This window comes from Vibrio sp. Vb2960 (assembly GCF_033337665.1).
GTDB classification, from domain to species: domain Bacteria; phylum Pseudomonadota; class Gammaproteobacteria; order Enterobacterales; family Vibrionaceae; genus Vibrio; species Vibrio alginolyticus.
In genome coordinates, this window is record NZ_JAWORD010000020.1 from 26,513 (window position 1) to 52,817 (window position 26,305).

20 protein-coding genes are annotated in these 26,305 nt (G+C 45.2%); 18 read left to right on the plus strand and 2 right to left on the minus strand.

Translation table 11 applies throughout. The features are described from left to right. Positions 1-7 precede the first annotated feature (7 nt). The 17 genes from R7O03_RS17035 (at position 8) to tldD (ending at position 20,016) form a co-directional block, all read left to right on the plus strand. Positions 8-1,231 (plus strand): type II secretion system F family protein, encoded by a 1,224-nt coding sequence (locus R7O03_RS17035; protein ID WP_005381186.1) that lies wholly within the window; start codon positions 8-10, stop codon positions 1,229-1,231. Positions 1,232-1,234: 3 nt separating this feature from the next. Further along, a complete protein-coding gene (locus R7O03_RS17040) occupies positions 1,235-1,696 on the plus strand; it encodes a hypothetical protein (protein ID WP_054579426.1) in 462 nt (153 codons plus the stop codon). A 291-nt stretch (positions 1,697-1,987) separates the two neighbouring features. Further along, on the plus strand, positions 1,988-2,485 hold the full coding sequence (locus R7O03_RS17045) for a type II secretion system protein (RefSeq protein ID WP_318131901.1): 498 nt from the start codon (positions 1,988-1,990) through the stop codon (positions 2,483-2,485). 69 nt (positions 2,486-2,554) lie between these two features. Further along, the gene (locus R7O03_RS17050) at positions 2,555-2,788 is read left to right on the plus strand and encodes an MSHA biogenesis protein MshA (RefSeq protein ID WP_318131902.1); all 234 of its coding nucleotides are present in this window, start codon (positions 2,555-2,557) and stop codon (positions 2,786-2,788) included. 115 nt (positions 2,789-2,903) lie between these two features. After that, positions 2,904-3,383, plus strand: coding sequence for a prepilin-type N-terminal cleavage/methylation domain-containing protein (locus R7O03_RS17055; protein WP_318131903.1), 480 nt, complete (start codon positions 2,904-2,906; stop codon positions 3,381-3,383). After that, positions 3,380-3,964, plus strand: a complete 585-nt coding sequence (locus R7O03_RS17060) for a type II secretion system protein (RefSeq protein WP_318131904.1) — start codon at positions 3,380-3,382, stop codon at positions 3,962-3,964. Before R7O03_RS17055 ends, R7O03_RS17060 begins: the two co-directional genes overlap by 4 nt. Beyond that, on the plus strand, positions 3,964-4,692 hold the full coding sequence (locus R7O03_RS17065; RefSeq protein ID WP_017636195.1) for a PilW family protein: 729 nt from the start codon (positions 3,964-3,966) through the stop codon (positions 4,690-4,692). The genes R7O03_RS17060 and R7O03_RS17065 overlap by 1 nt, the downstream gene beginning before the upstream one ends. Beyond that, positions 4,682-5,119, plus strand: a complete 438-nt coding sequence (locus R7O03_RS17070) for a hypothetical protein (protein WP_017636194.1) — start codon at positions 4,682-4,684, stop codon at positions 5,117-5,119. Before R7O03_RS17065 ends, R7O03_RS17070 begins: the two co-directional genes overlap by 11 nt. Positions 5,120-5,125: 6 nt before the next feature. After that, positions 5,126-9,028 carry a DUF6701 domain-containing protein gene (locus R7O03_RS17075; RefSeq protein WP_318131905.1) on the plus strand — a complete coding sequence of 1,301 codons (3,903 nt, stop codon included), beginning with the start codon at positions 5,126-5,128 and terminating at the stop codon, positions 9,026-9,028. Between the two features lie 151 nt (positions 9,029-9,179). Beyond that, positions 9,180-10,223, plus strand: coding sequence for a rod shape-determining protein (locus tag R7O03_RS17080; protein WP_005381144.1), 1,044 nt, complete (start codon positions 9,180-9,182; stop codon positions 10,221-10,223). 150 nt (positions 10,224-10,373) lie between these two features. Beyond that, positions 10,374-11,270: a rod shape-determining protein MreC gene (gene mreC / locus R7O03_RS17085; protein ID WP_005381142.1), complete on the plus strand. Its 897-nt coding sequence runs from the start codon at positions 10,374-10,376 to the stop codon at positions 11,268-11,270. After that, positions 11,260-11,748 carry a rod shape-determining protein MreD gene (gene mreD, locus R7O03_RS17090; RefSeq protein ID WP_005381141.1) on the plus strand — a complete coding sequence of 163 codons (489 nt, stop codon included), beginning with the start codon at positions 11,260-11,262 and terminating at the stop codon, positions 11,746-11,748. The genes mreC and mreD overlap by 11 nt, the downstream gene beginning before the upstream one ends. A 4-nt stretch (positions 11,749-11,752) precedes the next feature. Continuing rightward, positions 11,753-12,322, plus strand: a complete 570-nt coding sequence (locus R7O03_RS17095; protein ID WP_005381139.1) for a Maf family protein — start codon at positions 11,753-11,755, stop codon at positions 12,320-12,322. Positions 12,323-12,340: 18 nt separating this feature from the next. Beyond that, positions 12,341-13,810, plus strand: coding sequence for a ribonuclease G (gene rng / locus R7O03_RS17100; RefSeq protein WP_005381138.1), 1,470 nt, complete (start codon positions 12,341-12,343; stop codon positions 13,808-13,810). Between the two features lie 12 nt (positions 13,811-13,822). Then, on the plus strand, positions 13,823-17,704 hold the full coding sequence (locus R7O03_RS17105; protein WP_151514348.1) for a YhdP family protein: 3,882 nt from the start codon (positions 13,823-13,825) through the stop codon (positions 17,702-17,704). Positions 17,705-17,737: 33 nt separating this feature from the next. After that, complete coding sequence (locus R7O03_RS17110; RefSeq protein ID WP_151514347.1) at positions 17,738-18,559, plus strand: carbon-nitrogen hydrolase family protein; 822 nt, start codon at positions 17,738-17,740, stop codon at positions 18,557-18,559. 11 nt (positions 18,560-18,570) lie between these two features. After that, the gene (tldD, locus tag R7O03_RS17115; protein ID WP_151514346.1) at positions 18,571-20,016 is read left to right on the plus strand and encodes a metalloprotease TldD; all 1,446 of its coding nucleotides are present in this window, start codon (positions 18,571-18,573) and stop codon (positions 20,014-20,016) included. Between the two features lie 66 nt (positions 20,017-20,082). On the opposite strand, the gene R7O03_RS17120 is transcribed toward tldD, so the two are convergent. Then, positions 20,083-21,459, minus strand: a complete 1,377-nt coding sequence (locus R7O03_RS17120) for a PhoH family protein (RefSeq protein WP_005381133.1) — start codon at positions 21,457-21,459, stop codon at positions 20,083-20,085. Positions 21,460-22,020: 561 nt separating this feature from the next. Between R7O03_RS17120 and rapA the strand changes: the two genes are divergently transcribed. Next, entirely contained in the window at positions 22,021-24,930 is a 2,910-nt protein-coding gene (rapA, locus tag R7O03_RS17125) for an RNA polymerase-associated protein RapA (RefSeq protein ID WP_005388434.1), read from the plus strand. Positions 24,931-25,037: 107 nt separating this feature from the next. Here the strand turns inward: rapA and R7O03_RS17130 are convergent, their stop codons facing one another. Beyond that, the gene (locus R7O03_RS17130; RefSeq protein WP_005381130.1) at positions 25,038-26,303 is read right to left on the minus strand and encodes an NRAMP family divalent metal transporter; all 1,266 of its coding nucleotides are present in this window, start codon (positions 26,301-26,303) and stop codon (positions 25,038-25,040) included. Positions 26,304-26,305 lie beyond the last annotated feature (2 nt).

Here is a 26,305-nt window from a genome sequence, read left to right on the forward strand (position 1 = left end):
TAAGTGAATGCCAACTTTTCGTTATCAAGGCCGCACGCTAGACGGCTCATCCACTAACGGCAAAATCGAAGCAGTGAACTCAGAAGCTGCGGCGGAAGCATTGATGAACAAAGGGGTCATCCCGCTCAATGTACGTTTAGAGAAAGAGTCGGCAAAAAGCCAAGTGAGCTTATCTAAGCTGTTTGTGCCTGCTATTCCGTTGGAAGTAATTATTCTTTTCTCTCGCCAGTTGTTTAGTTTGACTAAAGCTGGCGTACCTTTGCTGCGCTCTATGCGTGGCTTGTTGCAAAATTGCGAAAACAAACAGCTCAAAGAGGCGCTAGAAGATGTCGTTTCTGAACTGAGTAATGGCCGAGGTTTGTCTTCTGCGATGCAGCAACACAGTAAAGTATTCAGCCCACTGTTCGTTTCTATGATCAACGTCGGTGAGAATACGGGTCGGCTTGACCAAGCGCTATTGCAACTGGCGAATTACTACGAACAGGAACTTGAGACTCGCAAACGCATTAAAGCGGCGATGCGTTATCCAACGTTTGTCATTATCTTTATCACCATCGCCATGTTTGTATTGAATATCTTGGTGATCCCTGAGTTTGCATCGATGTTTACGCGCTTTGGTGTTGAGCTACCATTGCCGACGCGTATTTTGATCGCGACTTCTAATTTCTTTGTTAATTATTGGGTGTTGCTGGTTGTGGCAATGATTGGCGCGTTTACGGTGTTCAGAGCGTGGGTGGCGACGGCTGATGGTCGGGAGAAGTTCGATAAGTTTCGGCTTCGGCTGCCAATTGTAGGCGATATCGTTAATCGTGCGCAGCTTTCTCGTTTTGCCAGAACCTTTTCGTTGATGCTGAAATCAGGGGTGCCACTTAACCAGTCTTTGGCTTTGGCCGGGGAAGCCTTAGGGAACCGTTTTTTAGAAAACCGAATTCTTGAGATGAAGTCCGCGATTGAAGCGGGTAGCACCATTTCAGTGACGGCCATCAACAGTAAAATATTCACCCCATTGGTGATTCAGATGATTGCAGTAGGGGAAGAAACTGGTCGTATTGATGAGTTGCTGCTGGAAGTGTCGGATTTTTACGATCGAGAAGTTGATTACGATCTAAAAACACTGACCGCAAGAATAGAACCATTACTTTTGGTGATTGTAGCAGGCATGGTCATGGTGCTGGCATTGGGTATCTTCCTACCAATGTGGGGAATGCTCGACATCATCAAAGGCGGCTAATAGGTGGTTGAAAATCAAAGCCGAGCAACGCTTATTGTATTTGGGGTTATTGCTACGATTATGGCGGTGGGTTTGGCGGTCAAATTACGTCCTGTGACCGAGCAAGCACAAGTAACTGGAGCGAAGTTAGCGAGAGTTTGGATGCAAGATAGTGTTCAGCGTTATCGTCAAGCTTGGCTAGTACAAGGCGAGCCAGAACATATGCTGATGGATGGCTTAAACCTTACTATGACTGAGGGCGGGTTAGTGTCTCCCTTTACTCAGCAAGGTGTATTAGATTGTGGTTATTGGCTAGCGGTGCATTACCCCCAACGTAAAATAATGACCAACAAGTTAATAGATATCAGTGGAGCCATCAAAACTGATCGTTATGTCTGTCAATACACTTATGAAAATGGTCAGTCGATTGTAGTTATCTCAACTGCTAATCAACTGAAAATAGACGTCGAAATATCGGCGGAGTGATTTTTTTGACACCTAAGCACTATAATTGGTAATGAAAGTCGGTATAATGCAATCATAACCATAAGTAACAGGCTGTAATAGTGGGTAAACAATAATGTGTTTTTCTCATTGCAGCATGAACTGAATAATGGCGAATCGTCATTCTGCTCAAGCGGTAGATACAGTATCCACTTCACGGTCAGTTTTAGTGAAGGTTGCTGCCCCAAACCGTTTTGACAATATCCAAAATGGTCGCGTGACCTAAACGAAACTTTGCAGTTGTACTGCATGCTTACATAGAGAGAGTAAACAATGAAAAGACAAGGTGGTTTCACCCTTATCGAATTGGTAGTGGTAATTGTAATCCTAGGTATTCTAGCGGTAACTGCAGCACCACGTTTCCTTAACCTGCAAGATGATGCTCGTGATTCAACGCTAGAAGGTCTTAAGGGAGCTATCAATGGTGCTTCTGGAATTGTGTATGGTAAGTCTGCAATCGCAGGTATCGAAACAGCAGACGAAGAAGCAGGTACAGAGCTAGATCTTGGTAATGGTAAGAAGATAAAAACAATTTACGGCTACCCTCTAGCTACAGCTACAGACCTACAAGAGGTTGTTGATGGCTTAGGTACTGATGGTGATTTCGTTGAGAAAGCAGGAACTGCTGACGGTAAAGCATACTTTGGTATCGAGAAATACACTAAGAAATGTGTAGAATATGCGCAAGCTACATCAGGAGCAGTAGCTACAACTAAAGTAGTTACACCTGGTGAAGATAGCCTTGCTGATACAGTATGTAACGACAAATAATCATGATCATTAAAGGCCAGCTAGTCTGGCCTTTATCTCTTTATTTTGATTAATCTCGGAATAGTTCATATGCGTAAATCATCAGGCCTTAGTGCAATAGAGTTTGTGGTTGTGCTGATTATCTTGGGTGTGATCGGTTATGTGGTATTACCAAGATTTATCAGCTTCCAGCCAGAAACTTACGAAGCAAAGTGGGAGCAAACCAAGCAAACCGCTGAGCACGTTTCTGAGACGCTAAGCAACAAAGAAACATACGATCGAATTGAAGAAGAAATTGGTCGTTCAAAAGGGCAAAATAACTAGACATTGGTTATTTGTTCGTCTGTTCACACTTCGAATCGAAAAATTATAAACCTATCATTAATCTCATAATTTCATCGTATACTTATCTCGCTTGTTCTAAGCCTAAGGTTGGGTTATGAAAATTCGCAGCTCTGCATTAGGGTTCACGTTAATGGAGTTAATCCTCGTGATTGTTCTCCTCTCTATCCTTTCACTTTTTGCAGCCAGCCGTTTTATGGACTCTGGCAGTTTCTCTGCATATGCATTACAAGAACGTGTGATTTCTGTGATTCGCCAAGTGCAGGTGAATCGTATGCAGTCGAATGCTACAAGTCCTGATAACAACTTTCGTTTACAAGTTTCTAGCTCATGTGTTGGTTCGGTTGCTGCCTGTGCACTAACAGGCAGTGCACAAGATGCCCGTAGTGACGTGGTTATCGATAAGTCCGCAAAGTTTTCCGTTATCAGCGGTGCCGCAAATACAATTAATTTTAACCTTCTCGGCAATCCTGTAAGTGGTGCTGTAAACATCTTAATTGAAGATAAACATGGTCGAAGCCGCTGCCAAGTTGAAATTAATACTCAAGGCTATGTTTCTAAAGGTACATGCTCATGAAGAAATCTAGTGGCATGACGTTAATAGAAATGATCATCGCGATTGTTTTAATGGGCATTGCGATGGTGGCGTTTACTTCTTTTCTTGTCCCTCAAATTCGAGATTCCGCCATCCCTCATTATCAAACCCGCGCGGCCGCATTAGGCCAAGGTTTCATGTCGCAGATATTGGCGCGAGGCTTCGATAAAAACAGCGACTTTGATGGTGGTTTAGTACGCTGTAGTGAGACTGTCCTTGGTGGTAAGGATTGTTCCACAAGTCTTGGGGCAGATAGCGGTGAATCAAACCCAGCTAGTTTTAATGATGTCGATGACTATATCGGTTGCTGGTATACACAAGGTACAAAGGCCAGCTGTAACTCTACGCCGTTATACGAGCTGAGTAACGTTCTTGGCACGTCTATGGCAAATGATTACAAGAACTTTCGAGTTGAAGTGAAAGTGCAATACGTTGAATCAGATGGAACGGGTGTCAATAATCCTTCACAGGAAGATATCACGCCTTATAAACGAGTCACTATGACTATTTACGCCGGACAAACACAGCCTTTAACACTGTCTGCGATAAGGGGAAATTACTAATGAAAAATTGTGGTTTCACTTTAATAGAAATGGTCATCACTATTGTGATTAGTAGTTTTATCATGCTCGGAATTGCTGGTTATTTGCAGTTAGGAGCAAAGGGCTATGCTGATACTATTGATAGGCATAGACTACAAACTCAGGCGCAATTCGTTATTGAGAAAATATCTCGAGAGATTCGTCATGCGGTGCCGAATAGTTTTTTTATCGATGAGAAAGAGAAAAACTGCCTGATTTTTATGCCTATAGAGCACTCTGGTTTTTATGCGATTTCTGGTAATGATATACAGTTTGTGGTGGGTTTTTTTGGTAATAATGCTCCCGAATTTGATAGTGGCTTGAAAATGGTGATTAACCCAACACGGTTAAGTGATTTAACCTCATCCACTCATAGTGTTGATGTTGGAGCCCTTTCTCCAGATTCGAATAAATCATACAAGATCATTAACGGCGCTAGTTCAGTAACTAGTCGCTCCGTTTCTAATCGACACTATCTCTATGATCCATCTAAGTCAGTGAAATATTGCTTTGTAGGCACACAGATACAGCGTAACGGCGAAATAATTGCCGACAATCTTATTTATGTTGATGACCAATCTCAGAGCTATTTCAAATATGATGATACATCGCTTCACCGAGGCGGGCTTGTGCATCTGAGGTTCGCGTTTGAACAGTCCGGTGAAAGTAGTGTGTACCAACAAGATGTGCAGGTGCTGAATGTTCCATAATAAGCAAAAAGGCCATGTGTTAATTGTGACGCTCTTTGTCATTATCGTAATGGGTTATTTGGCTGCATCACTAATGAAAGTGACTTGGTCTAATCAAAGTGGTTTAACGCGTGAGTTTTTGGGTGCAAAGGCATGGTTTACTGCCCAATCGAGTAATGACTGGGTGTTAACTCAGTTTTTCCCTTTAGGTGGTTCCGCTGCTGTTGAAACTCGTTGCGATGATATTAAGGCTAAAAGCGTTAAGCCCGACAGCGGCTTGTTCGATCAGGCATGCAAAGTGACAACGATTGAATGTCAGAAGGCAGGTAAGCTACCAGGTGACTTTCCTGGTAAAGAAGTGGAGCTATATGTGGTTAAAAGTGTGGCTGTTTGTGGTTCTGGAGTGTCTAAAGTTCAACGTCAGCAAGAAGTTTGGGTAAGGGAGTAAAATACAATGAAAAAAATAATAACATCGTTACTTACGGTAGCTCTTTTCCTTTTTTCGTCAATCAGTTTTGCTGCAGTAAATAACAACCCTCAGTTTGAATTTGGCACCATCCCTGCTGAAAATTGTAAGGTATTGAATAATGAGCGTGGTGTTACATGTGATATCGAGTTTCAGAACACCTACGATGAAGAGCCGCTTGTCTTTGTGATGTCGACGATTGATGCGTCAATGTCTAACTTCGCGGATAAGAGGACGGAGTATCCTTCAAATTTACGTATATGGTCAAAGTCCAAAACTCAGGCCACAGTAAAGCAGTTGTTTCCGCCACATAGCGCGGCATGTAAGCGATTGAAGCAAAACAATAACGGGAAGTGGCGATGCACGGACAACAATAATCAAGGTGAGAGGGTGACTTTCGTTGATGCTCCCATGGAAGACATAGACTACCTCGTTATCGAACCTGGTGTTATCAAGTTTGATGGGGATGCCATGATTGTTGCGGGTAAGGTAAGCTCCGACCTTACTTATTCGAATATTGGCGGTACAACCTACAGAAGTAAAAATGTGCTATTTAGGGACTTTGGTCTAAATACTTCTTTTGCGTCTGCCCCTGGCGTCTTAGTTCAATTACAAACTAAGAATAACTACATTAATGGGCAACCTTTGTGGCTGAGTTCAATTGCACTTAATCCTACAGTGCAAGGCTTCTCATTGATTTTAGATCGTTCAGAAGTTACGAAGAATGCTGTGCTAGCTAAATCTGAGGACGTAGCTTTTGTTGCTGGTCTCGGGCAAGGCTTTGTGAGTGGTCGTAAGTTCTGGTTAGGGGATGGCTCTACACGAAATACGTTGGGAGCATTGGACGACAACGTCATTAAACCAATTACAGAGGGTTGCTTACAAGTGAGTAATTTTCCTGTTTCTGGCTTTAAGTCTGCACCTGTATTACTTGCGTCTAAAAGAACGCGTAATGGTAACAATGGTGGTTGGCTACGTCGCTGCTCAGTGACAAAAACAGGTGTAGCCCTTATCAATGAAGAAGATATGCAGAGAGACTCGGAACGTGGTCATGTTGTCGAACCATTCTCCTACTTCCTTTTCGATAAACCTCCAGTTGATGGGGTTTGTGAACTTTTCCCTTCGCCAGCTCAAACATGGGATTCAAATAATAATGCCAAGCTTGAGATGAGTAATACTGCCAAAATTTCTGGCGCGCAATTAAGTAACGGTAAGCGTTACGTTGGTTTTCGCCCAGCAGATATTACGATGCATAACCAAGCTAACTGTGATGGCCAAAGCTGTCTGGGTGACTCAGGTTTGAGAGTGAAAAAACAGGAGCTTGAAAGTTTTCGGTCTCCTGATGACCCGAACTTAACTAATGTGAATATATGGCAAGATGAGCGTGAGTTTAGGAATAATGAGGTAATTGGCACCCTCACTGTAGGTAAAGGCAAGGTAACTTTTAAAACAGGTACTTATTGGGTGGGGAGTATCAACTTAAACAATTCAGGAGTCATTGAAATACCTGATGGAGAGAAAGTTACTATCCATACAAAAAGCCTATCGATAAGTAATAACGATAGCCACTTTGGTGAAGTGGGAGACGCTGAGTTAGTTGTGCTTGTACATGGTTCAAGTGATGGGCAGGTTGTACTTAGTCAAAACGCAGTTTTTACAGGTCTACTGTATAGTGAAAAAGATGTTTACCTGAGCAACTCAACGATTGTAAATGGTGCGATCACTGCAAGACGAATTCAGATGAACAACAGCTCACAAATTATAGCGACCGATAACCACTGTTTTACGCCTTCTGACAACTATGAAGTAACGCTATCACCAGCAACACAATATGCGCTGATGTGCGGGACAGAGCAACCTAGCTTTGAAATAGAAACCAAGAATGATGGCTATGCGGAAAGTACAGGGGTTACTGTGCAGGTTTATCCTGATGCCGATAAGTTCTCTGTAGAAGTCGCTGATAGCACTGGTACAGGCACTTACCCAAGCTTTACTACAAGCAATGTGTCTTCGAAGCTTGGTAAGTTGAAGCTACAAGTTACCGTTACAGATCAAAATGGTATTGAGCTTAATGACGAATATACGTTAAAGGTTACGGTGGACAATGATCCATCAAAAACGCAGACGTCTACCTTCAAATTTGTACCATTCAAGTTTGACGTAGATGACCAAGCAATCGTAGCTGGTAAAAATTATCAAATAGAAACAAGAGTATTAGCTTGTAGCGATGGCCAGCAAACGGTAGTGAAAAGTTACACGGGCTCACCAAGTGTTCAGTTGGAAATCGAAACACCAGCTGACGGGCGCAGTGACGCGAGCTTATTAACATATGAGCCTAAATTTATTGACTCAGAGCAAGGTAAGACATCTGATACCTTTAAGCTAATGGAGTCGGGCTTGTACACAATCAAACTCGAAGATGCGAATTTCACGTGTGATCCTCAGTACTCAGATGGGTGTCCAATCGCTCCGGATGAAGAGAAAGGTGAGCAAGAATCAGTGGTTCTCAATGGCTCATTCAGCGTTAAGTCTCGACCATGGAAAATTGCCGCATGTAATATTGTGGCGAAAAATGGTGGAAAAGCTAACCCTGAGACACAAGCTACTGGTGATGGCTTTATTGCCTCTGCTGAAAGCTTTAATGTGACCTATAAACCAGTCGTTCATAGCGACTCACGTGGTAATGCTACCAATGTTTGTGAATACCCACTGACACAAAACTATTTCTCTGATTCAAATACGGCTGCACCACTTGATGCTGAGTTTTCTGTCTTGTATCCATTGGGTAGTGATATCGCCAACTTAGACCCAAGTAAAGGTTCAAGCTTAGACTTTAGTTCGGAAGAAGCTAAAACAGGTAAAACAGTTGAATATGTTTGGGATGAAGTTGGCGCTTTAAACCTTAAAACTAAAGCAACGTATTTGGGAGAGAAACTAGATGAATATGACGTCACCGTTGGTCGTTTCTATCCTAAATATTTTAAGGTTGTGGACAGTTCTTGGACTTACCCTGATGAGCTAAGTTTTGTTTACATGAACCAGCCTTTTGATGGGGTCGAGTTCAGCGTAGAAGCTTTGAATGCTAACAAAGCTGCGATTAAGAACTATGCAGACTTTGTTACAAAAGCGGAATTCAACCTCGATGATATTGACGATTACTCAGCTCGCTTTGATGCGCCCGATTCTGGCGCTGGTGATTGGAGCAACGAATCTGATAAAAGTATCGGAGACTTCTCAATTGGTAATAGTGGTCAGTGTATCGGAAGTGCATGCTGGAACAAAGATATTGGCGGCAATTACCCTGATGGGCCATTTAACTCAAAAATTGGTACTGCAATCTCAGAGATTGGCTTGGTGTACACCAATAATGCAGACCCCGTTGAGTACATTATTGATACTGAAAAAGGCACTAACTCACGCTTAGTCGAACAACCAGATATCCGCTTTGGTCGCGTTGATCTAGATGATGTAGGTGGCAACCAAGGTTCGACATTGCATGTGCCACTTCGAGTTGAGTACTGGAATGGTAGCCGCTTTATTGCTAACTCTGATGACAGCCAAACTAAAGTGTTTGGAGAAATTGAGGATGACTCTCAGGTGCACATTTGGCCGACAGATAACAGTGCAAAAGAGGTAACTCTAGGCGATGGAGGGACTATTTCTTCAGGTTCTTCTCGCTCTATTACTGCAACTCAAGCTGAACCATATCGCCAGCAAACGCGCGTTTGGTTAGATCTTGATGATTCAAAAAATGGCTTACCTTGGCTCAAGTACAACTGGGACAATAAGAAAGCTGGTGAAGAAAACCCATCCTCCGTCGTCACCTTTGGTATTCATCGAGGTAATGACCGTGTGATTTACCGTGGTGAGCCAGGGTTAACCGGACAGTAACAACTTAGGTTTTTGCCCTTAAGTTAGGAAACTGCAAGAAATTGAGGCTTTCTGCTCATGTTTGTGTACCAATACCTTGCTGTGACAGCGAGGCATTGGTACATTTAGAGCAATTTTTGTCTTCTATATTTTTGCAGGATGAGCGAAGAGTATGTTTAAGAAACTTCGTGGCATGTTTTCTAACGATCTATCTATCGATTTAGGTACAGCCAACACTCTAATTTATGTAAAAGGGCAAGGAATTGTCCTTGATGAACCTTCTGTAGTTGCTATTCGTCAAGATCGTGTAGGTTCTGCAAAAAGCGTTGCTGCAGTCGGTCACGCAGCAAAACAGATGCTTGGTCGTACACCTGGCAACATTTCCGCTATCCGCCCAATGAAAGACGGCGTAATTGCTGATTTCTATGTAACCGAAAAAATGCTTCAGCACTTTATCAAGCAAGTGCACGATAACAGCATCCTAAAGCCAAGCCCACGTGTTCTTGTTTGTGTTCCTTGTGGTTCTACCCAAGTTGAGCGTCGCGCAATTCGTGAATCAGCACTTGGTGCTGGTGCGCGTGAAGTTTACCTAATCGACGAGCCAATGGCGGCGGCAATTGGTGCTGGTTTACGCGTATCTGAACCGACAGGTTCAATGGTGGTCGATATCGGTGGTGGTACAACTGAAGTTGCCGTTATCTCTCTAAACGGTGTGGTTTACTCATCGTCTGTACGTATCGGTGGTGACCGCTTTGATGAAGCAGTGATCAACTACGTACGTCGTAACTACGGCAGCTTGATTGGTGAAGCAACGGCTGAAAAGATCAAACACGAAATCGGTTCTGCTTACCCTGGTGATGAAGTTCAAGAGATTGAAGTTCGCGGTCGTAACCTTGCAGAGGGTGTGCCACGCAGCTTTAGCTTGAACTCAAACGAGATCCTAGAAGCGCTTCAAGAGCCGCTATCTGGCATCGTATCAGCAGTCATGGTTGCACTAGAACAGTGTCCACCAGAGCTTGCTTCAGACATTTCTGAAAACGGTATGGTACTAACCGGTGGTGGTGCACTACTTAAAGACCTAGACCGTCTACTAATGGAAGAAACTGGTATTCCTGTGGTTATCGCGGAAGATCCACTAACGTGTGTTGCGCGTGGTGGCGGTAAAGCACTAGAAATGATCGACATGCACGGTGGCGATCTGTTCTCTGAAGAATAAAGGTTTAGGTGAAGCTCATGTCGGGCTTCACCTTCATTTCTGCTCTCTCTGTAATTCAAACATGCTCCATACCTAAAAGTATTTAGTTAAGTATTTTTAGGTTGCCAAGTAAGGCTCAATAATCATGGAAGCAATCAGGTCAAAAACAAGATGAAACCGATTTTCGGCAGAGGTCCGTCTCTGCAATTACGTCTGTTTTTTGCTGTCATCGTGTCGGCGAGCTTAATGCTGGCCGATAGTCGTCTAGATACGTTTTCCAACGTTCGATACCTACTAAACAGTATGGTTGCACCGATTCAGTACGCAGCGAATTTACCTCGTAGTATGTTCGATGGCGTATTTGAACGTTTTAATTCTCATCAGGCATTGGTTGAAGGCAATCGCAGCTTAAAGCGAGAAGTGCTACGCCTGAAAAGCGAGCTTATCTTGCTCGACCAGTATAAAGAAGAAAACCAACGCTTACGTAAGTTGTTAGGATCTTCATTTGTCCGTGATGAAAAGAAAGTCGTGACAGAAGTAATGGCGGTTGATACTTCACCTTATCGTCATCAAGTGGTGATCGATAAAGGCCGTATTGATGGTGTTTACGTTGGTCAGCCTGTTATCAATGAGAAAGGCATCGTTGGTCAGGTCACGTTTGTCGCAGCGCACAACGCACGTGTTCTGCTGCTAACGGACGCGAAAAATGCAATTCCTGTCCAGGTGATCCGCAATGATATCCGAGTGATCGCATCGGGCAATGGTGAAATGGATGAAATCCAACTGGAGCACATTCCAACCAGCACAGATATTCAGGTTGGTGATTTATTGGTGACATCCGGTTTAGGTGGTATTTACCCTGAAGGATATCCAGTCGCGACGGTTACCAATGTGGATCACGATACGCGTCAAGAGTTCGCCTCAATCAAGGCTGAGCCGGTTGTGGAATTTGATCGCTTACGCTACCTACTGCTGATTTGGCCGAATGAAGACCGTCAACACAAAGTACTGCGGTCCAATGTAGATGAAGGGTTAGAGCAAGAACAAGAGGTAACCGATGGCCAATAATGTATTGAGCAGCCGAATGGTGATTGGCGTCAGTTTCTTCGTTGCGCTGGTACTGCAAACCATTCCATGGCCAGGTGTGTTAGATGTGTTACGCCCTTCATGGTTGTTCCTTGTTACGTGTTATTGGGTGTTGGCACTACCGCACCGAGTGAACGTCGGAACTGCGCTAGTGTTGGGCTTATTGTGGGATATCTTGATCGGCTCAACGCTTGGAATTCGTGGCATGATGATGTCGATCGTTATCTACCTTGTGGCGCTGAATTTCCTATTGATTCGCAACATGGCATTGTGGCAACAGTCGATTTTAATTGCCTTTTTTACTGCGTTGTTGGAAGTTTTGATATTCTGTGGGGAATATTTGAACCAGGACGTAGTATTTAATCCATTATCTCTGTGGACGGCGGCAATAAACTGTATACTTTGGCCATGGATGTTTTTATTAATGCGACGAGTTCGTCGTGCATGGCACGTAAGGTAAAGCGGTGAAGAAAAGCTTATCTCTCGTTCTCGCATCGGGTTCTCCGAGAAGAAAAGAGCTGCTTGCTCAACTGGGTTATGATTTTGAGATCGTATTGCCTGATATTGAGGAAGCCAAACAGGCTCATGAGCAAGCACGAGATTACGTGTTGCGTCTTTCTTTGGAAAAAGCTCAGGCAGGCTTAGCGTTGGCTAAGCCTGATTCCGTTGTATTGGGCTCTGATACGGTCGTAGTATGCGATGACCGTGTGCTAGAAAAACCAAAAAGTTTTGAAGATTCAAAGCGTATGCTTACTGACTTATCGGGTCGTCGTCATCAAGTGATGACTGCGGTGAGCGTTGTATCATCGGAACAACAACATTCAGTGGTCGTTACCACTGACGTGTGGTTCAAACCACTGACTCACGAAGAAATCGAACAATATTGGCAGTCAGGAGAGCCATGCGATAAAGCTGGAAGTTATGGTATTCAGGGACTCGGAGGGCGATTTGTCACCCGAATCGAAGGCAGTTATCACGCTGTAGTAGGCTTACCTTTGTTCGAAACCGATCAGCTAATTCAAGAATTTTTATAATTGTTTTGAGGTGTGCACATGAGTGCAGAATTGCTGCTTAACGTGACCCCGAGTGAAACTCGTGTGGCCATGATTGAAGGTGGAGTACTACAAGAAATACATATCGAGCGCGAATCGCGTCGCGGTATTGTGGGCAATATATACAAAGGCAAAGTAAGCCGAGTGTTACCAGGTATGCAGGCGGCTTTCGTCGACATTGGTTTAGATAAAGCGGCATTTTTACATGCGTCAGATATTGTTCCCCATACCGAATGTGTGGCAGAAAACGAAAAACAGCAGTTTCAAGTCCGTGATATCTCTGAGCTGGTACGCCAGGGACAAGACATTGTTGTGCAAGTGGTCAAAGATCCGCTCGGCACGAAAGGTGCGCGTTTAACGACGGATATCACCTTACCTTCGCGTTATCTTGTTTTTATGCCGGGGGCTAGCCATGTCGGTGTTTCGCAGCGTATTGAAAGTGAGAAAGAGCGTGAGCGTTTGAAAAAGGTGGTGAACCATTACTGCGATGAGCACGGTGGTTTTATCATTCGTACCGCGGCAGAAGGCGCTGATGAAAAAGAGCTCTCTCAAGATGCGGCATTTCTAAAGCGTTTGTGGCTAAAAGTCATGGAGCGTCGCTCAAAATACAAAACGCGTTCAACACTTTACGGTGAACTCGGCTTAGCTCAACGCATTCTGCGTGACTTTGTTGGCACAGAGCTCGATAAGATCATGGTCGACTCCCGCCTTGAATATGAAAACCTGAAAGAATTCACTTCTGAGTATGTACCGGAGTTAACAGATAAGCTTGAGCTTTACGAAGGTGACAAGCCAATCTTTGACATGTACGACACCGAAAACGAAATTCAGCGTTCTTTAGAGCGCAAGGTCGAGCTAAAATCGGGCGGCTATTTGATCATCGATCAAACCGAAGCCATGACCACCATCGACATCAACACAGGTGCATTTGTTGGTCGTCGTAATCTCGAAGAGACGATCTTCAATACCAATATAGAGGCAACGCAAGCTATTGCGCGTCAGCTACGTTTACGTAACCTCGGCGGTATCATCATTATTGATTTTATCGATATGGCATCCGAAGAGCATCGTCAGCGAGTACTTACCTCACTGGAAACGGCACTTGCGAAAGACCGAGTAAAAACCAACATCAACGGCTTTACCCAGCTTGGTTTAGTTGAAATGACGCGCAAGCGTACGCGAGAAAGTATTGAACATATCTTGTGTTCTGGCTGTCCTACTTGTGAAGGCCGTGGCAGCGTGAAAACGGTCGAAACCGTATGCTTTGAGATATTACGTGAGATTACTCGTGTGAACCGTGCTTACGACGCCGATAATTTTGTCGTGTACGCATCGCCGTTTGTTGCTGAAGCGCTGTTGGGCGATGAGTCTCATGCGTTGGCAGAGCTCGAAGTATTTATTGGCAAGCAAGTGCGAGTTCAGGCTGAACCCCTGTACATTCAGGAACAGTTTGACGTCGTAATGATGTAATTTGGAACATTTGTGAATTCTGGTGTTAACCGTTTTGGGCGTTTTTGTGCGTGGAGTTTAGTTACTGTATTGGTGTTATTAGCCATATTAGTGACCACGCTGCGCGTCACATTGCCGCAACTTAACCATTTCCAAGATGAGATCAAAACCTGGGTCAAACAAGGCACAGGTTTTGACGTTTCTATTGCCAATGTCGCAGGGACGTGGCGCAATAATCATCCCTCAATTGCGTTACTGGGTTTAGAGGCAAATCTACCAAACGTGCAAGATGCACGCTTCGCTGTTGAAGAAGTCCAAATTGAGTTCGATCTTATTCAATCTCTTTTTCAACTTAAACCTGTAGTTGCAGACCTTACCATTCATAACCTCGCTTTAGACATTCACACGGTAGACATTCTGCCGACTTCTCATCGTCAAGATCCGAAGCCTGAAGTGGATAAGAGCGAAGTGAAACTCATTGACCAACTCGACTCACTTCTTTTACGTCAGTTCGAAGATTTCACTATTAGCGATTCACGGATTTGGTATAAGTCGGTGTCTGGTGAAACTCGCCGTTTAGATATTGAGCAGCTTCGTTGGAGCAATCAAGGGAAACGTCACGTAGCCGAAGGCACGGTTAGCATTGCCGATGTTCGCCTGAACTCATTGTTAGTAAGCGCTAACTTTAAAGATCATGGCTCGTTGCGTGATGTATCTGGTGAGTTTTACGTGAGTGCTCAAGATGTCTCGGTCACACCTTGGCTGACCACTTACATGCAAGAAGAGTCAGGAGCAGAGTCGGGTAAAGTCAGCTTAAATACTTGGCTAACGCTCAAACATAGCCAACCGCATGATGCTTATGTTGAATTGCTGCCTTCCGAGTTGGTGTGGAGTGAAGATGGACATCATGAGCTGTTTATTGAGTCTGGAATTTTCAATCTTCGACCAGATAAACAAGGCTGGAAAGTAAATGGCCACTCACTTCAGATCAGAACCGATAATACCCCTTGGCCAGAGCTAGACGTCGCGTTTGATTGGCAACCAAACGGCTGGATGCTTAATCTCTCTCAACTCGACATCGAAGCACTCATTCCGCTCATCAAGCTGGCTCCGGAGTCAGAGTCGACCAGTGACCTTATTAACAAACTAGCACCGAAAGGTCGGGTCGAAGATGTCCGATTGTCAATGAACGGTGGTTTAGACACCTTACGCTACTCGGCTGAACTGGATGAACTCGCGATGACACAATGGGAGCTCCTACCCGGGTTTCATCACGTACAGGGCAGCGTATCGGGGGATGTGAATCAAGCTAAAGCAAAAGTCACCGTCATTGATGATGTCTTTCCGTACGGTGATGTATTCCAAGCTCCGCTGAATATCAAACAAGGTGAAGTCGATATTATCTGGCAGCAAGATGATGCGGGTTGGCGTTTGTGGTCGGATAAAGTGACGGCAGCAACGCCTGATCTTCAAGTTTTGGGGGCATTTCGTCTTGATTTCCCAAAAGAACAAAGCCCATTTTTATCGTTCTATGCCGAAGCGGATCTCTACAACGCGGGTGAAACATGGCGCTATCTACCGACTCTGGCACTTGGACAAGACTTGACCGACTATCTTTCGACCGCGATTCAGGGCGGAAAAGTGAATACAGCGAAATTGTTGTGGTATGGCGAGTTAGGTGATTTTCCTTACAAAGAACATAATGGCATGTTCCAAGCTTGGGTTGGATTAAAAGACGCGAAATTTAGCTTTGATACGGCATGGCCAACCATCACGGATTTGCAGCTAGACTTGCTGTTTGAAAATGATGCCATGTATTTGGATTCAAAATCAGCCACACTAAATGGCGTTCATGCCAAGCGTATCACTGGGCGAATCCCTGAGTTGGCAGAAGGTGGACACATCGAGATTGAAGCGAAAGCAAGCGCGCCGGGTAATGAAGTCCGTGACTACATGATGGCGACGCCATTAGTGGATTCAGTCGGTGCCGCATTGACAGCGCTGCAAGTGAGTGGTCCCGTTTACTCTGAGTTTCAACTCAATATACCGTTTGATTTTGAGAAAGAGTCTCGCGCTTGGGGTTATGCAGATTTAACAGAAAATCGTGTTGATATTGAAGCGCCGCCAATGACGCTTGAAAACGCCACAGGGCGCATCACCTTCGATAATGATGTGGTTACCACATCGGGTTTGTCGGCCGAATTATTACAACAGCCTATCTCTCTTGATTTCCATGGAGAGAGTGCGGAGCAAGGCTACAACGTGACAATTAATACATTAGGAGATTGGGATGTCGAGCCTCTCAAACCCTATGTCGGTGAGCGTTGGTTAAACCTTGTTTCTGGCCATGCGCCGTGGCAAATGGACATTGACTTGCAACTCAATGATGTTGGTTTCACTTATCAGCTTGAAGTGCTGGCGCAGCTAAATCGTCTGGCTAGTCAATATCCTTATCCTTTAGCGAAACAAATTGGCGAGTCTGGACAAGCGAAACTGCAAGCATCCGGCAACCAAGAGAGTATTTCAGCAAGACTACAGATCCCAAATGTGAAGTATCAAACTGAGATAGATATCGCTGGCGATGTCCCGGTTCTGACTGCGACTCATTTAATGGTTGGCAAAGGTGGCTTCCGGATTAGTCCTATTGTCGGGCACGATGCTTCGGTGCGTGTCGAAGAACTGAATTTAGACCAATGGGCTGAGCTTGCGCAGGTCTCTGAGAGCAAGCCTTCATCGTCTGTTTTGGCAAGCATGAAAACGCCGACCATTCCATTGCCGACACGCATTGAAGTTGAAACGCCAAACTTACAGCTCGGTGGGATTGAGTTTCATGATGTGGATTTTTCAGCAAGCAAGAAAAATTTGAGTTGGCAACTCGATGTGGACAGTCAAGAGGTTAAAGGGAAAGCTAACTATCTGAAACCCTATGATCTATCGGTCTCTCTAGAGCACTTGCATCTGTACATCCCAGGGTTTGAAGAGATGACCAAAGAGCGCAGTTCAATCTTTGCGAGTGAAGATCAAAACGCACCTTTGATTACCAATTTTGACCGCAAGTTTCACGCAGAGATGCCAAACTTAACTTTGAACATCGATGATTTTTGGCTGCAAGGCTACAAAGTGGGCAAAGTGAATGTTGATTTGCAGCGTCGCGAGAACCGCTTGGAGTGGAAAAATATCACCTTTAGTAGCGGCAAAAATCGCATTGATATGAGTGGTTGGTGGGACCTGACGAAAGAGAGTAGCCATTCCAACTTAACCATGAAAATGAAAGGTGATAACAACACCGATCTTATGGAGCGCTTTGGTATTACATCAGGCATTCAACAAGCACCATTTGAGATCAATGCCAATATGGAATGGGACGGCGCACCTTGGTCAATGAAGACACAAACCTTGCAAGGAAACGTCTCAACGGAATTTGGTAAAGGCGTGATCAGTGAAGTTAGTGGTGCGGCACGCTTGTTAGGCTTGTTCAGCTTGGATTCTATCATCCGTAAGATGCAGCTCGACTTTACCGATGTATTCGATAAAGGCATGGCATTCAACTCGATCACGGGAACGGGCAAAATCCAAGACGGTGTGTTTATCACCAATGATATCGTAATGGATGCGTTAGCAGGGGAAATGCAAATCCGCGGTATCGCTAATATGAACAGCAGAATGGTTGATGCGGAAGTGAAATTCACACCAGACATCACATCAGGCTTACCAATGCTGACCGCGTTTGCCGTTGCGCCTCAAACTGCTTTGTATGTCTTGGCCATCTCTACGGTGATATCTCCGGTGGTAGAGGTCTTCACTCAAGTCAATTATGAAGTGAAAGGCCCACTAGATTCACCAACGGTGAAAGAAATTTCGCGAAGTAAAGGTGAATATAAGCTACCAGAAAAACTGCGTGAACAGGCCAAATAACTCACCGAATATAATGGAATAGGGAGGAAACACATGGAACGTGTTGGCATTATTCAAATGACTTCGGGTCCGGATATTAACGTGAATTTGGACTTCATTGAAAAACAGTGTGCTTTAGCGAGCAAGCAAGGTGCCAAACTTGTTCTTACTCCTGAAAATACAGTGCTATTTGCCAGTCGCGAAGCTTATCATCAACATGCAGAGCCACTTGGTAGTGGCATGATTCAACAGCGGCTCTGTGAAATCGCAAAAAAGAACCAGTTAACACTGATTGTCGGAAGCATGCCCATTCAAACCGCAAAAGGTGTCACGACCACAACACTGGTATTACCGCCGCACGGTAAATGCATTGCTCACTATGACAAACTGCACATGTTTGATGTCGACGTAGCCGATGGTTATGGTAGTTATCGTGAGTCGGATACGTTTATGGCGGGTAATCAAATAGTCGTTGCGGAAACTGATATCGGCAGTGTTGGATTGAGCATTTGTTATGATTTACGTTTCCCAGAACTTTATAAATTATTACGTCAAGAAGGGGCGGATATCATTGTGGTGCCCGCTGCGTTTACCGCTGTGACGGGGCAAGCTCACTGGGAAGTACTATTGCGAGCTAGAGCGATTGAGACACAATGTTGGATTTTGGCAAGCGGACAAACTGGAACGCATCCATGTGGACGAAAAACATGGGGACACTCAATGGTCGTTGACCCTTGGGGACGTATCCATAAACAGCTTCAGGATGAAGTAGGCTTATTGGTGACAGAGATAGATTTGTCACAAAGCCAACAAGTAAGGCAGAATATGCCGCTGACTCAACACAGTCGCTTTCAAAATGAATTGAGACGGAAATAAAAGAGCTAACTATGAGCACAAACCAAATAGAACAGGCACTCCTTGCCCCAAATGGTCTGACAGAACAAGACATTGCTGACACGCTTGCCAGCATTGCGACGCGCCAGATCGATTATGCGGACATTTACTTTCAGTCCAGCTGGCATGAGTCTCTGGTTCTAGAAGACAGCATCATCAAAGATGGCTCTTTTAACATTGATTGTGGTGTTGGTGTCCGTGCAGTAACTGGCGAGAAAACCGGCTTTGCCTACTCTGATCAAATCCAGCCTGAAGGCCTGAAGCAGAGTGCAATGGCGGCGCGCGGTATTGCTCAGCAAGGGCAGAATGGTAAAGTCCAAGCGTTTAAACGCACCGAAAACCAAGCGTACTACGCCGCTGTGAATCCACTAGCTGAATGGGAAAAGCAGCAAAAAACAGAATTACTCAAATCTCTAGATGCTTACATCCGCACTAAAGAACCATTGATTAAAGAAGTTTCGATCAGCATCAGCGGTGTGCATGAGCAGATGCTTGTTGCGGCAACAGACGGTACTTATGCAGGCGATATTCGTCCTTTGGTGCGTTTGTCTATTAGCGTGCTCGCACAAAAAGGTGAACGACGTGAACGCGGTAGCGCTGGTGGCGGCGGCCGTTTCGGTTACGATTTCTTTTTAACGGAAAGCAATGGTGTGAAACAAGCTTTTCATTACGCAGACGAAGCGATTCGCATGGCGTTAATCAACCTTGAAGCAGAAGCAGCACCAGCTGGCATGATGCCAGTGGTATTGGGTTCTGGCTGGCCTGGCGTGTTGCTACACGAAGCGGTAGGTCATGGCCTAGAAGGTGATTTTAACCGGAAGGAATCTTCGGTTTTCTCTGGCAAAATGGGTCAACAAGTGACGTCTTCGCTGTGTACCATCGTCGATGATGGCACGTTAAAAGACCTTCGTGGTTCACTGAATGTGGATGATGAAGGGGTAAACGGCCAGTACAACACGCTTATCGAAAATGGTGTGCTGAAAGGTTACATGCAAGACAAGCTAAACGCGCGGTTAATGGATGTGAACCCAACAGGTAACGGTCGTCGTGAGTCTTATGCACATTTACCAATGCCGCGTATGACCAACACCTACATGCTACCAGGTGAACATACGCCAGAAGAAATAATCTCGACGGTCGAGAAAGGGTTGTATGCGCCAAACTTTGGTGGCGGCCAGGTGGACATTACTTCGGGTAAGTTTGTGTTCTCTGCATCCGAAGCATACTTGATTGAAAACGGTAAAATTACGCGCCCTGTTAAAGGTGCGACGTTGATTGGCTCAGGTATCGAAGCAATGCAGCAAGTCTCTATGGTCGGTAACGACCTAAGTATCGACAAGGGCGTTGGCGTATGTGGTAAAGCAGGTCAAAGTGTGCCAGTTGGTGTTGGTCAGCCGACCTTGAAACTGGACTCACTGACAGTGGGTGGCACTGAGTAACTCAGTTGAATCGTTATAAAAAGAGCGCTCATTAGAGCGCTCTTTTGCTTTGTGAGTCGGTGTCAATTACAGGTTTTCTTCAGCAAATTCCGCCAAGCGGCTACGAACCACGCCGTTAAGGTGAATATTCGCGCTGCCTTCAAAGTTCTTGAAGCGCTCAACCATGTACGTCAATCCTGATGTCACTGGGGTGAGGTAATGAGAGTCAATCTGCGCCAAGTTACCGGAGCAGACGATTTTGGTTCCTTCACCACAGCGGGTAATGATGGTTTTGATTTGTGATGCAGTGAGGTTTTGACACTCATCAAGCAGTACAAACGCATTTTGAATCGAACGGCCACGCATAAAGTTGATCGATTTAAATTGAATGTTGGCTTTATCGCAGATGTACTTCAATGAGCCTTCAGTGCAGTGATCGTGTTTATGTAGTGCTTCCAAGGTATCGGTCACCGCCGCTAACCACGGCATCATTTTCTCCTCTTCGGAGCCGGGTAAGAAGCCGATGGATTCACCGATATCTGGCGTGTTACGTGTTACGATAATTTTATCGAACATGCTTTTTTCAATGGTTTGCTCCAATGCTGCTGCCATTGCCAGTAATGTCTTACCACTACCCGCCGCACCCGTTAGAATCACCAAGTCAATTTCTGGATCGAGTAAGGCATCTAACGCCATTCCCTGGTAGATATTTTTAGGTGTGATGTCCCAAGCCTTGCGATGCATTAGGCGTTCGCGGCTCAGGTCGAGAAGCGTTAGCTTGTCTTCATTGATGGTTTCTACGCGACCAGCAAAGTCACTGTCTTCATCAATAACGTATTGGTTGATAAAGGTTGGGTCGAAGGGTTCGCGACTGAGTTTGTGGTAAGTTTTTCCGCCCAGTGCATAGCTTTCTACTTCCTCAATACCGCTCCAGAAATCCCCTTCACGCAATTGAAAGCCTTTGGTTAGGTATTGAATGTCGTCAATCAGTTGGTCGGTTCTATAGTCCTCAACAAAGCGTACACCAGCCCCTTTGGCTCGCAGACGCATGTTGATGTCTTTCGTGATCAGTACCACTTCACGTGGTGCACGTTTATTTTGCAGATAAAGCACCGCGTTGAGAATACGGTTGTCACCGGCTTTGTCGGCGAAGGCTTTGACGGTTTCCTGCAGTTCAAAATCCGCCAAAATGGAAATAGTACCCTGGTCGGGGTTGTCTTTAGAAACAGGAATGCCTTCAGAGATTTCATCTGGCGTTGCTTCTTTAAACAAATCTTCCAAGGTGCGAATAGCCACGCGCGCATCTCTTGCAACGTCGCGCTTACTGTCTTTGATTCGGTCGAGTTCTTCCAACACGGTCATGGGGATAACGACATCGTGTTCTTGGAAAGAGAAGATGGCAAAGGGTTCATGAAGAAGAATGTTGGTATCGAGTACAAACAGTTTCCGATCGGTATCGCCCATAGCGTCTCCTTGCCGTAGTACGGCTCTGCATGCGAGTTGTTAGGTCGTTTCCAAATAGGTGTGAAGTGACCTAACTCTGATTGCTTGCAATAGAGGTTGTCGGGCTGATGTCGGCTAGTGTGCAACCGAGTAGCAAGACAACTTACTGCAAACCCGTGTTGATCCTAATCGTGTACTAACGCGCTTAAATCATATGCAATGGTTTTAAACGCCCCTCATTAGAAGTATACGTAATATTTACGTTCTACAACTTAATAATTGGCATGAGTATTTTACAATTTGATTGCATTTAGAGTTTGGGAAAAAAAGTTTCTGCTTGGTGCGGTTTCGGCGTGACCTAAATCACAGCTTCAAGTAAGATTAGCGACCTTTTTCTGCGTATAGGCTACGTCCGATTTATCATGTTGAGCTGGCTTAAAAAATACTCAGCTCATACTGGAATGACGAATGCTACCGGCATAGCAGAAGCCAGAATCAGATCTAAACTATTATCCATGCCTACGGGCATGAGTAGACCAACAAGAAATACGAATCAAGAACTAATAACGAGGTAGTCAATTCATGACATTTGCTTTGGGGCAGCGCTGGATTAGCGATACGGAAAGCGATTTAGGTTTAGGTACCGTTGTAGCAATGGATGCTCGTACTGTGACATTGATGTTTGCAGCGTCAGAGGAAAACCGAGTTTACGCACGTAACGATGCACCTGTTACCCGAGTCACCTTTAATGTTGGGGATGTCATCGATTGCCAAGAAGGTTGGTCTCTAAAAGTAGAAGAAGTACTGGAAGATGAAGGTCTTTACACCTATTTCGGTACTCGTGAAGACACGCAAGAAACCGCTGTTGTTCTGCGTGAGATTTTCCTTAGCAACCAAATTCGTTTTAACAAACCTCAAGATAAGTTGTACGCCGGTCAAATCGACCGTATGGACAACTTTGTTCTGCGTTACCGTGCGCTAACCAACCAGTTTGAGCAGCATAAGAGCCCAATGCGTGGCCTATGTGGTATGCGTGCAGGTTTGATCCCTCATCAGCTTTACATCGCGCACGAAGTTGGCCGTCGTCACGCGCCACGCGTCTTATTGGCGGATGAGGTAGGTTTGGGTAAAACCATCGAAGCGGGCATGATCATCCACCAACAAGTTCTGTCTGGTCGTGCCGAACGCATTTTGATTGTGGTGCCTGAAACACTGCAGCATCAATGGCTGGTTGAGATGATGCGTCGTTTCAATCTGCATTTCTCTATCTTTGACGAAGAGCGCTGTATCGAAGCGTTTGCGGATGCAGAAAACCCATTTGATACTCAGCAATATGTGCTGTGTTCTTTGGATTTCCTACGCAAGAGCCGCAAGCGTTTTGAACAAGCACTGGAAGGTGAATGGGACCTACTGGTTGTCGATGAAGCGCACCACCTAGAGTGGAGTCAAGACAAACCAAGTCGCGAATACCAAGTGGTAGAAGGCTTGGCTGAACGTACTCCTGGTGTGTTGCTACTGACTGCAACGCCAGAGCAGCTTGGTCGTGAGAGTCACTTTGCTCGTCTGCGTTTGTTGGATCCAGACCGCTTCTATGATTACGAAGCATTCGTTGAGGAAGAAGAGCAATACGCGCCCGTAGCAGATGCGATTACTTCACTCTTTTCCGGTGAAAAGCTACCTAATGAAGCAAAAAACCAGATCACTGAGTTGTTGTCTGAACAAGACGTAGAACCACTTTTCCGTATTATTGAAAGTGAAGCGGACGAAGAAGCTAAAGCGTCGGCACGCCAAGAGCTGATCGATAACTTGATGGATCGTCATGGTACAGGGCGTGTTTTGTTCCGTAACACGCGCGCGGCCATCAAAGGCTTCCCTACGCGTAACGTGCATCTGATGCCAATGGATATTCCACCGCAATACACTACATCAATGCGTGTTGCTGGAATGATTGGCGGTAAGATGAGTTCTGAAGCACGTGCGATGAAGAACCTTTACCCGGAAGAAATTTTCCAAGAATTTGAAGGCGATGACGCGAGCTGGTGGCAGTTTGACTCGCGTGTGAATTGGTTGCTTGAAAAAGTAAAAGAGAAGCGCAGCGAGAAAATCCTCGTGATTGCTTCTCGTGCGAGTACCGCACTGCAATTGGAGCAAGCACTGCGTGAGCGTGAAGGTATCCGCGCCACCGTTTTCCACGAAGGTATGTCGATTCTTGAACGTGACAAAGCGGCGGCTTACTTTGCGCAAGAAGAAGGTGGAGCACAAGTTCTTATCTGTAGCGAAATCGGCTCTGAAGGTCGTAACTTCCAGTTTGCCAACCAACTTGTCATGTTCGACTTGCCATTTAACCCAGACTTGCTTGAGCAACGTATTGGTCGTTTGGACCGTATCGGTCAAAATCGCGATATCGACATTCATGTTCCTTACCTGAAAGGCACATCGCAAGCGATCCTAGCACGTTGGTTCGATGAAGGCCTGAACGCTTTTGCGGAAACCTGCCCAACAGGCCGTGCTGTTTACGATAAGTACTCCGATGATCTGATTGAAATTCTTGCCTCTGGTGATACCAGCACGCTAGATGAGATCATTGAAGCGTCAGCAAAAATGAATAAAGAGCTGAAATCCCAATTGGAGCAAGGCCGTGATCGCCTATTAGAAATGCATTCAAATGGCGGGGAAAAAGCACAACAAATCGTTGAGAAAATTGAATCAACTGACGGCGATACCAATCTGGTCACCTTCGCACTTTCTCTTTTTGACACGATTGGCTTGAATCAAGACGATAAAGGTGAAAACGCCCTGATTGTGACCCCATCTGAGCACATGATGGTGCCAAGCTACCCAGGTCTGCCATACGAAGGAGCGACGATCACGTTTGATCGTGATACGGCTTTATCTCGTGAAGATATGCACTTTATCAGTTGGGAACACCCAATGATCCAGGGTGGTATCGATCTTCTTATGAGTGAAGGGGTGGGGACGTCTGCGGTATCTCTATTGAAAAACAAAGCGTTACCAGTCGGGACTATTCTTCTTGAGTTGATTTACGCGGTAGATGCGCAAGCGCCAAAACGCAGTGGTATCGCGCGCTTCTTACCGAAAACGCCAATCCGTTTAATGATGGACTCGCGTGGTAATGATTTGTCTGCTCAAGTGGAGTTTGAAAGCTTTAACCGCCAGCTCAGCCCTGTAAACCGTCACTTAGGTAGCAAGTTGGTTACGTCGGTACAGAAAGACGTACACCGCTTAATTGAAGCCGGTGATGTTCTTATTGAAGAGAAGGTCGAAGAAGTACGCAAACAAGCTCATCAAGATATGCAGCACAGTTTGAATGCAGAGCTTGAGCGTTTGCAAGCACTGAAAGCGGTGAACCCAAATATTCGTGACGAAGAAATTGAAGCTATCGACGCACAAATTAAAGAGCTCACTGGTTACATCAACCAAGCTCAGGTTCAGCTCGACTCGCTGCGTTTGATTGTGGTGAGCCACAACTAAGTAAGTATTTATTGCTCATTAAAAAGGTCTTCAGTTGAAGACCTTTTTCTTTATTTACGGTTTAGTTTCTTTAAGCGGAATGCATTAATCACTGATAGCTATCTCATTTACATCAACCACTTCCACCAGATAAATACAGCCAAGAAGCCAAACAAGTAAATCAGGCCTGCAATCGACAACCACTTTAGTTTAGGTCCAACAGCCAAAGGCTCAGGTAACTCAGTTTTGCTCACTAAGGTGTAATTTAGCAGAGCAAAGAATGGCGTGGTCATAAAGGCGAGGATCATCGCAAAGTTCAGCATAGGCAATAACGCAGAAGCCCAGAAAACCACAATACCCAATGCAAGTAAGGAGACTACCAGCATGATCGCTGAAGTGGTTTTAGGGTTAGTGTCTGGTTGCGAGCGCAGTAGGCGTTGAGAATCCGAAATAACGCGCGAGTAGCCATCAATAACGGTAATCGTGCTGCCAAAGATACAGAAAAACGCAATTACCGCGATCAAGTAACGAGACCATTCGCCAATCGTTGCCGCATATAAGCCAACCAATTGGTGGGAGAAGCCAACGCCAGAGCTTTCAAGCGCAACGCCAGATCCATAAAGCATCAAAGAGCCTAGCGATACAAAGATAATGGCAAGAAACGCCGTGCCAATATAACCGACATTAAAGTCAAATAGAGCAGAGCGGTATGTTACTTCTTGCTGGCTTGATTGGCGTTTTAGCCATGCTGAGGTTAAACAGGAGATCTCTATCGGTGCAGGCATCCACCCCATTGTCACGACGATAAAACCAATAGCCGCAATAGACCAAGGTGACGGCGGCTCGAAGTTGGCTACTTGCTCAACAGGGTTACCAAAGGCGATAGAAACAGCGAGTAAAGTCGCGATGGTTAACACCGACATGATCACCTTAGATAGCGTATCGAGCGCTTTGTAATGGCCAGCAAATAATATGATCAGGCAGGTGACAATCACAATGATGCTGAGTGATGCCATTGATAGTGAAAACGGAATGAAGTAGCCCAGCAAGCTAGCGCTAAACATCAACAAAGCGGCGGTATTGATGACGGCCGATACCACGCTAAGAAATAGAAATAGCCATAGATAAGGCCGACCTAATTTCGCGTAGCCCTCAACCAAGGTGAGCCCTGTCCCCATGGTGTACTGTACGCCCGCTCGGAAAAAAGGGTATTTAAACAGGTTTACGAGCAGAATCAGTGCAGCCAATTGCCAACCATAAATCGCACCAGCCTTGGTTGATGCCACGAGGTGAGAGCCACCGACCGCAGCAGATGCCATTAATATGCCGGGGCCTAGCGAACGAAAAAATAAGGAAAGTTTGGATTGGGGTTTATCTATAACGGCGGAGTCCATTG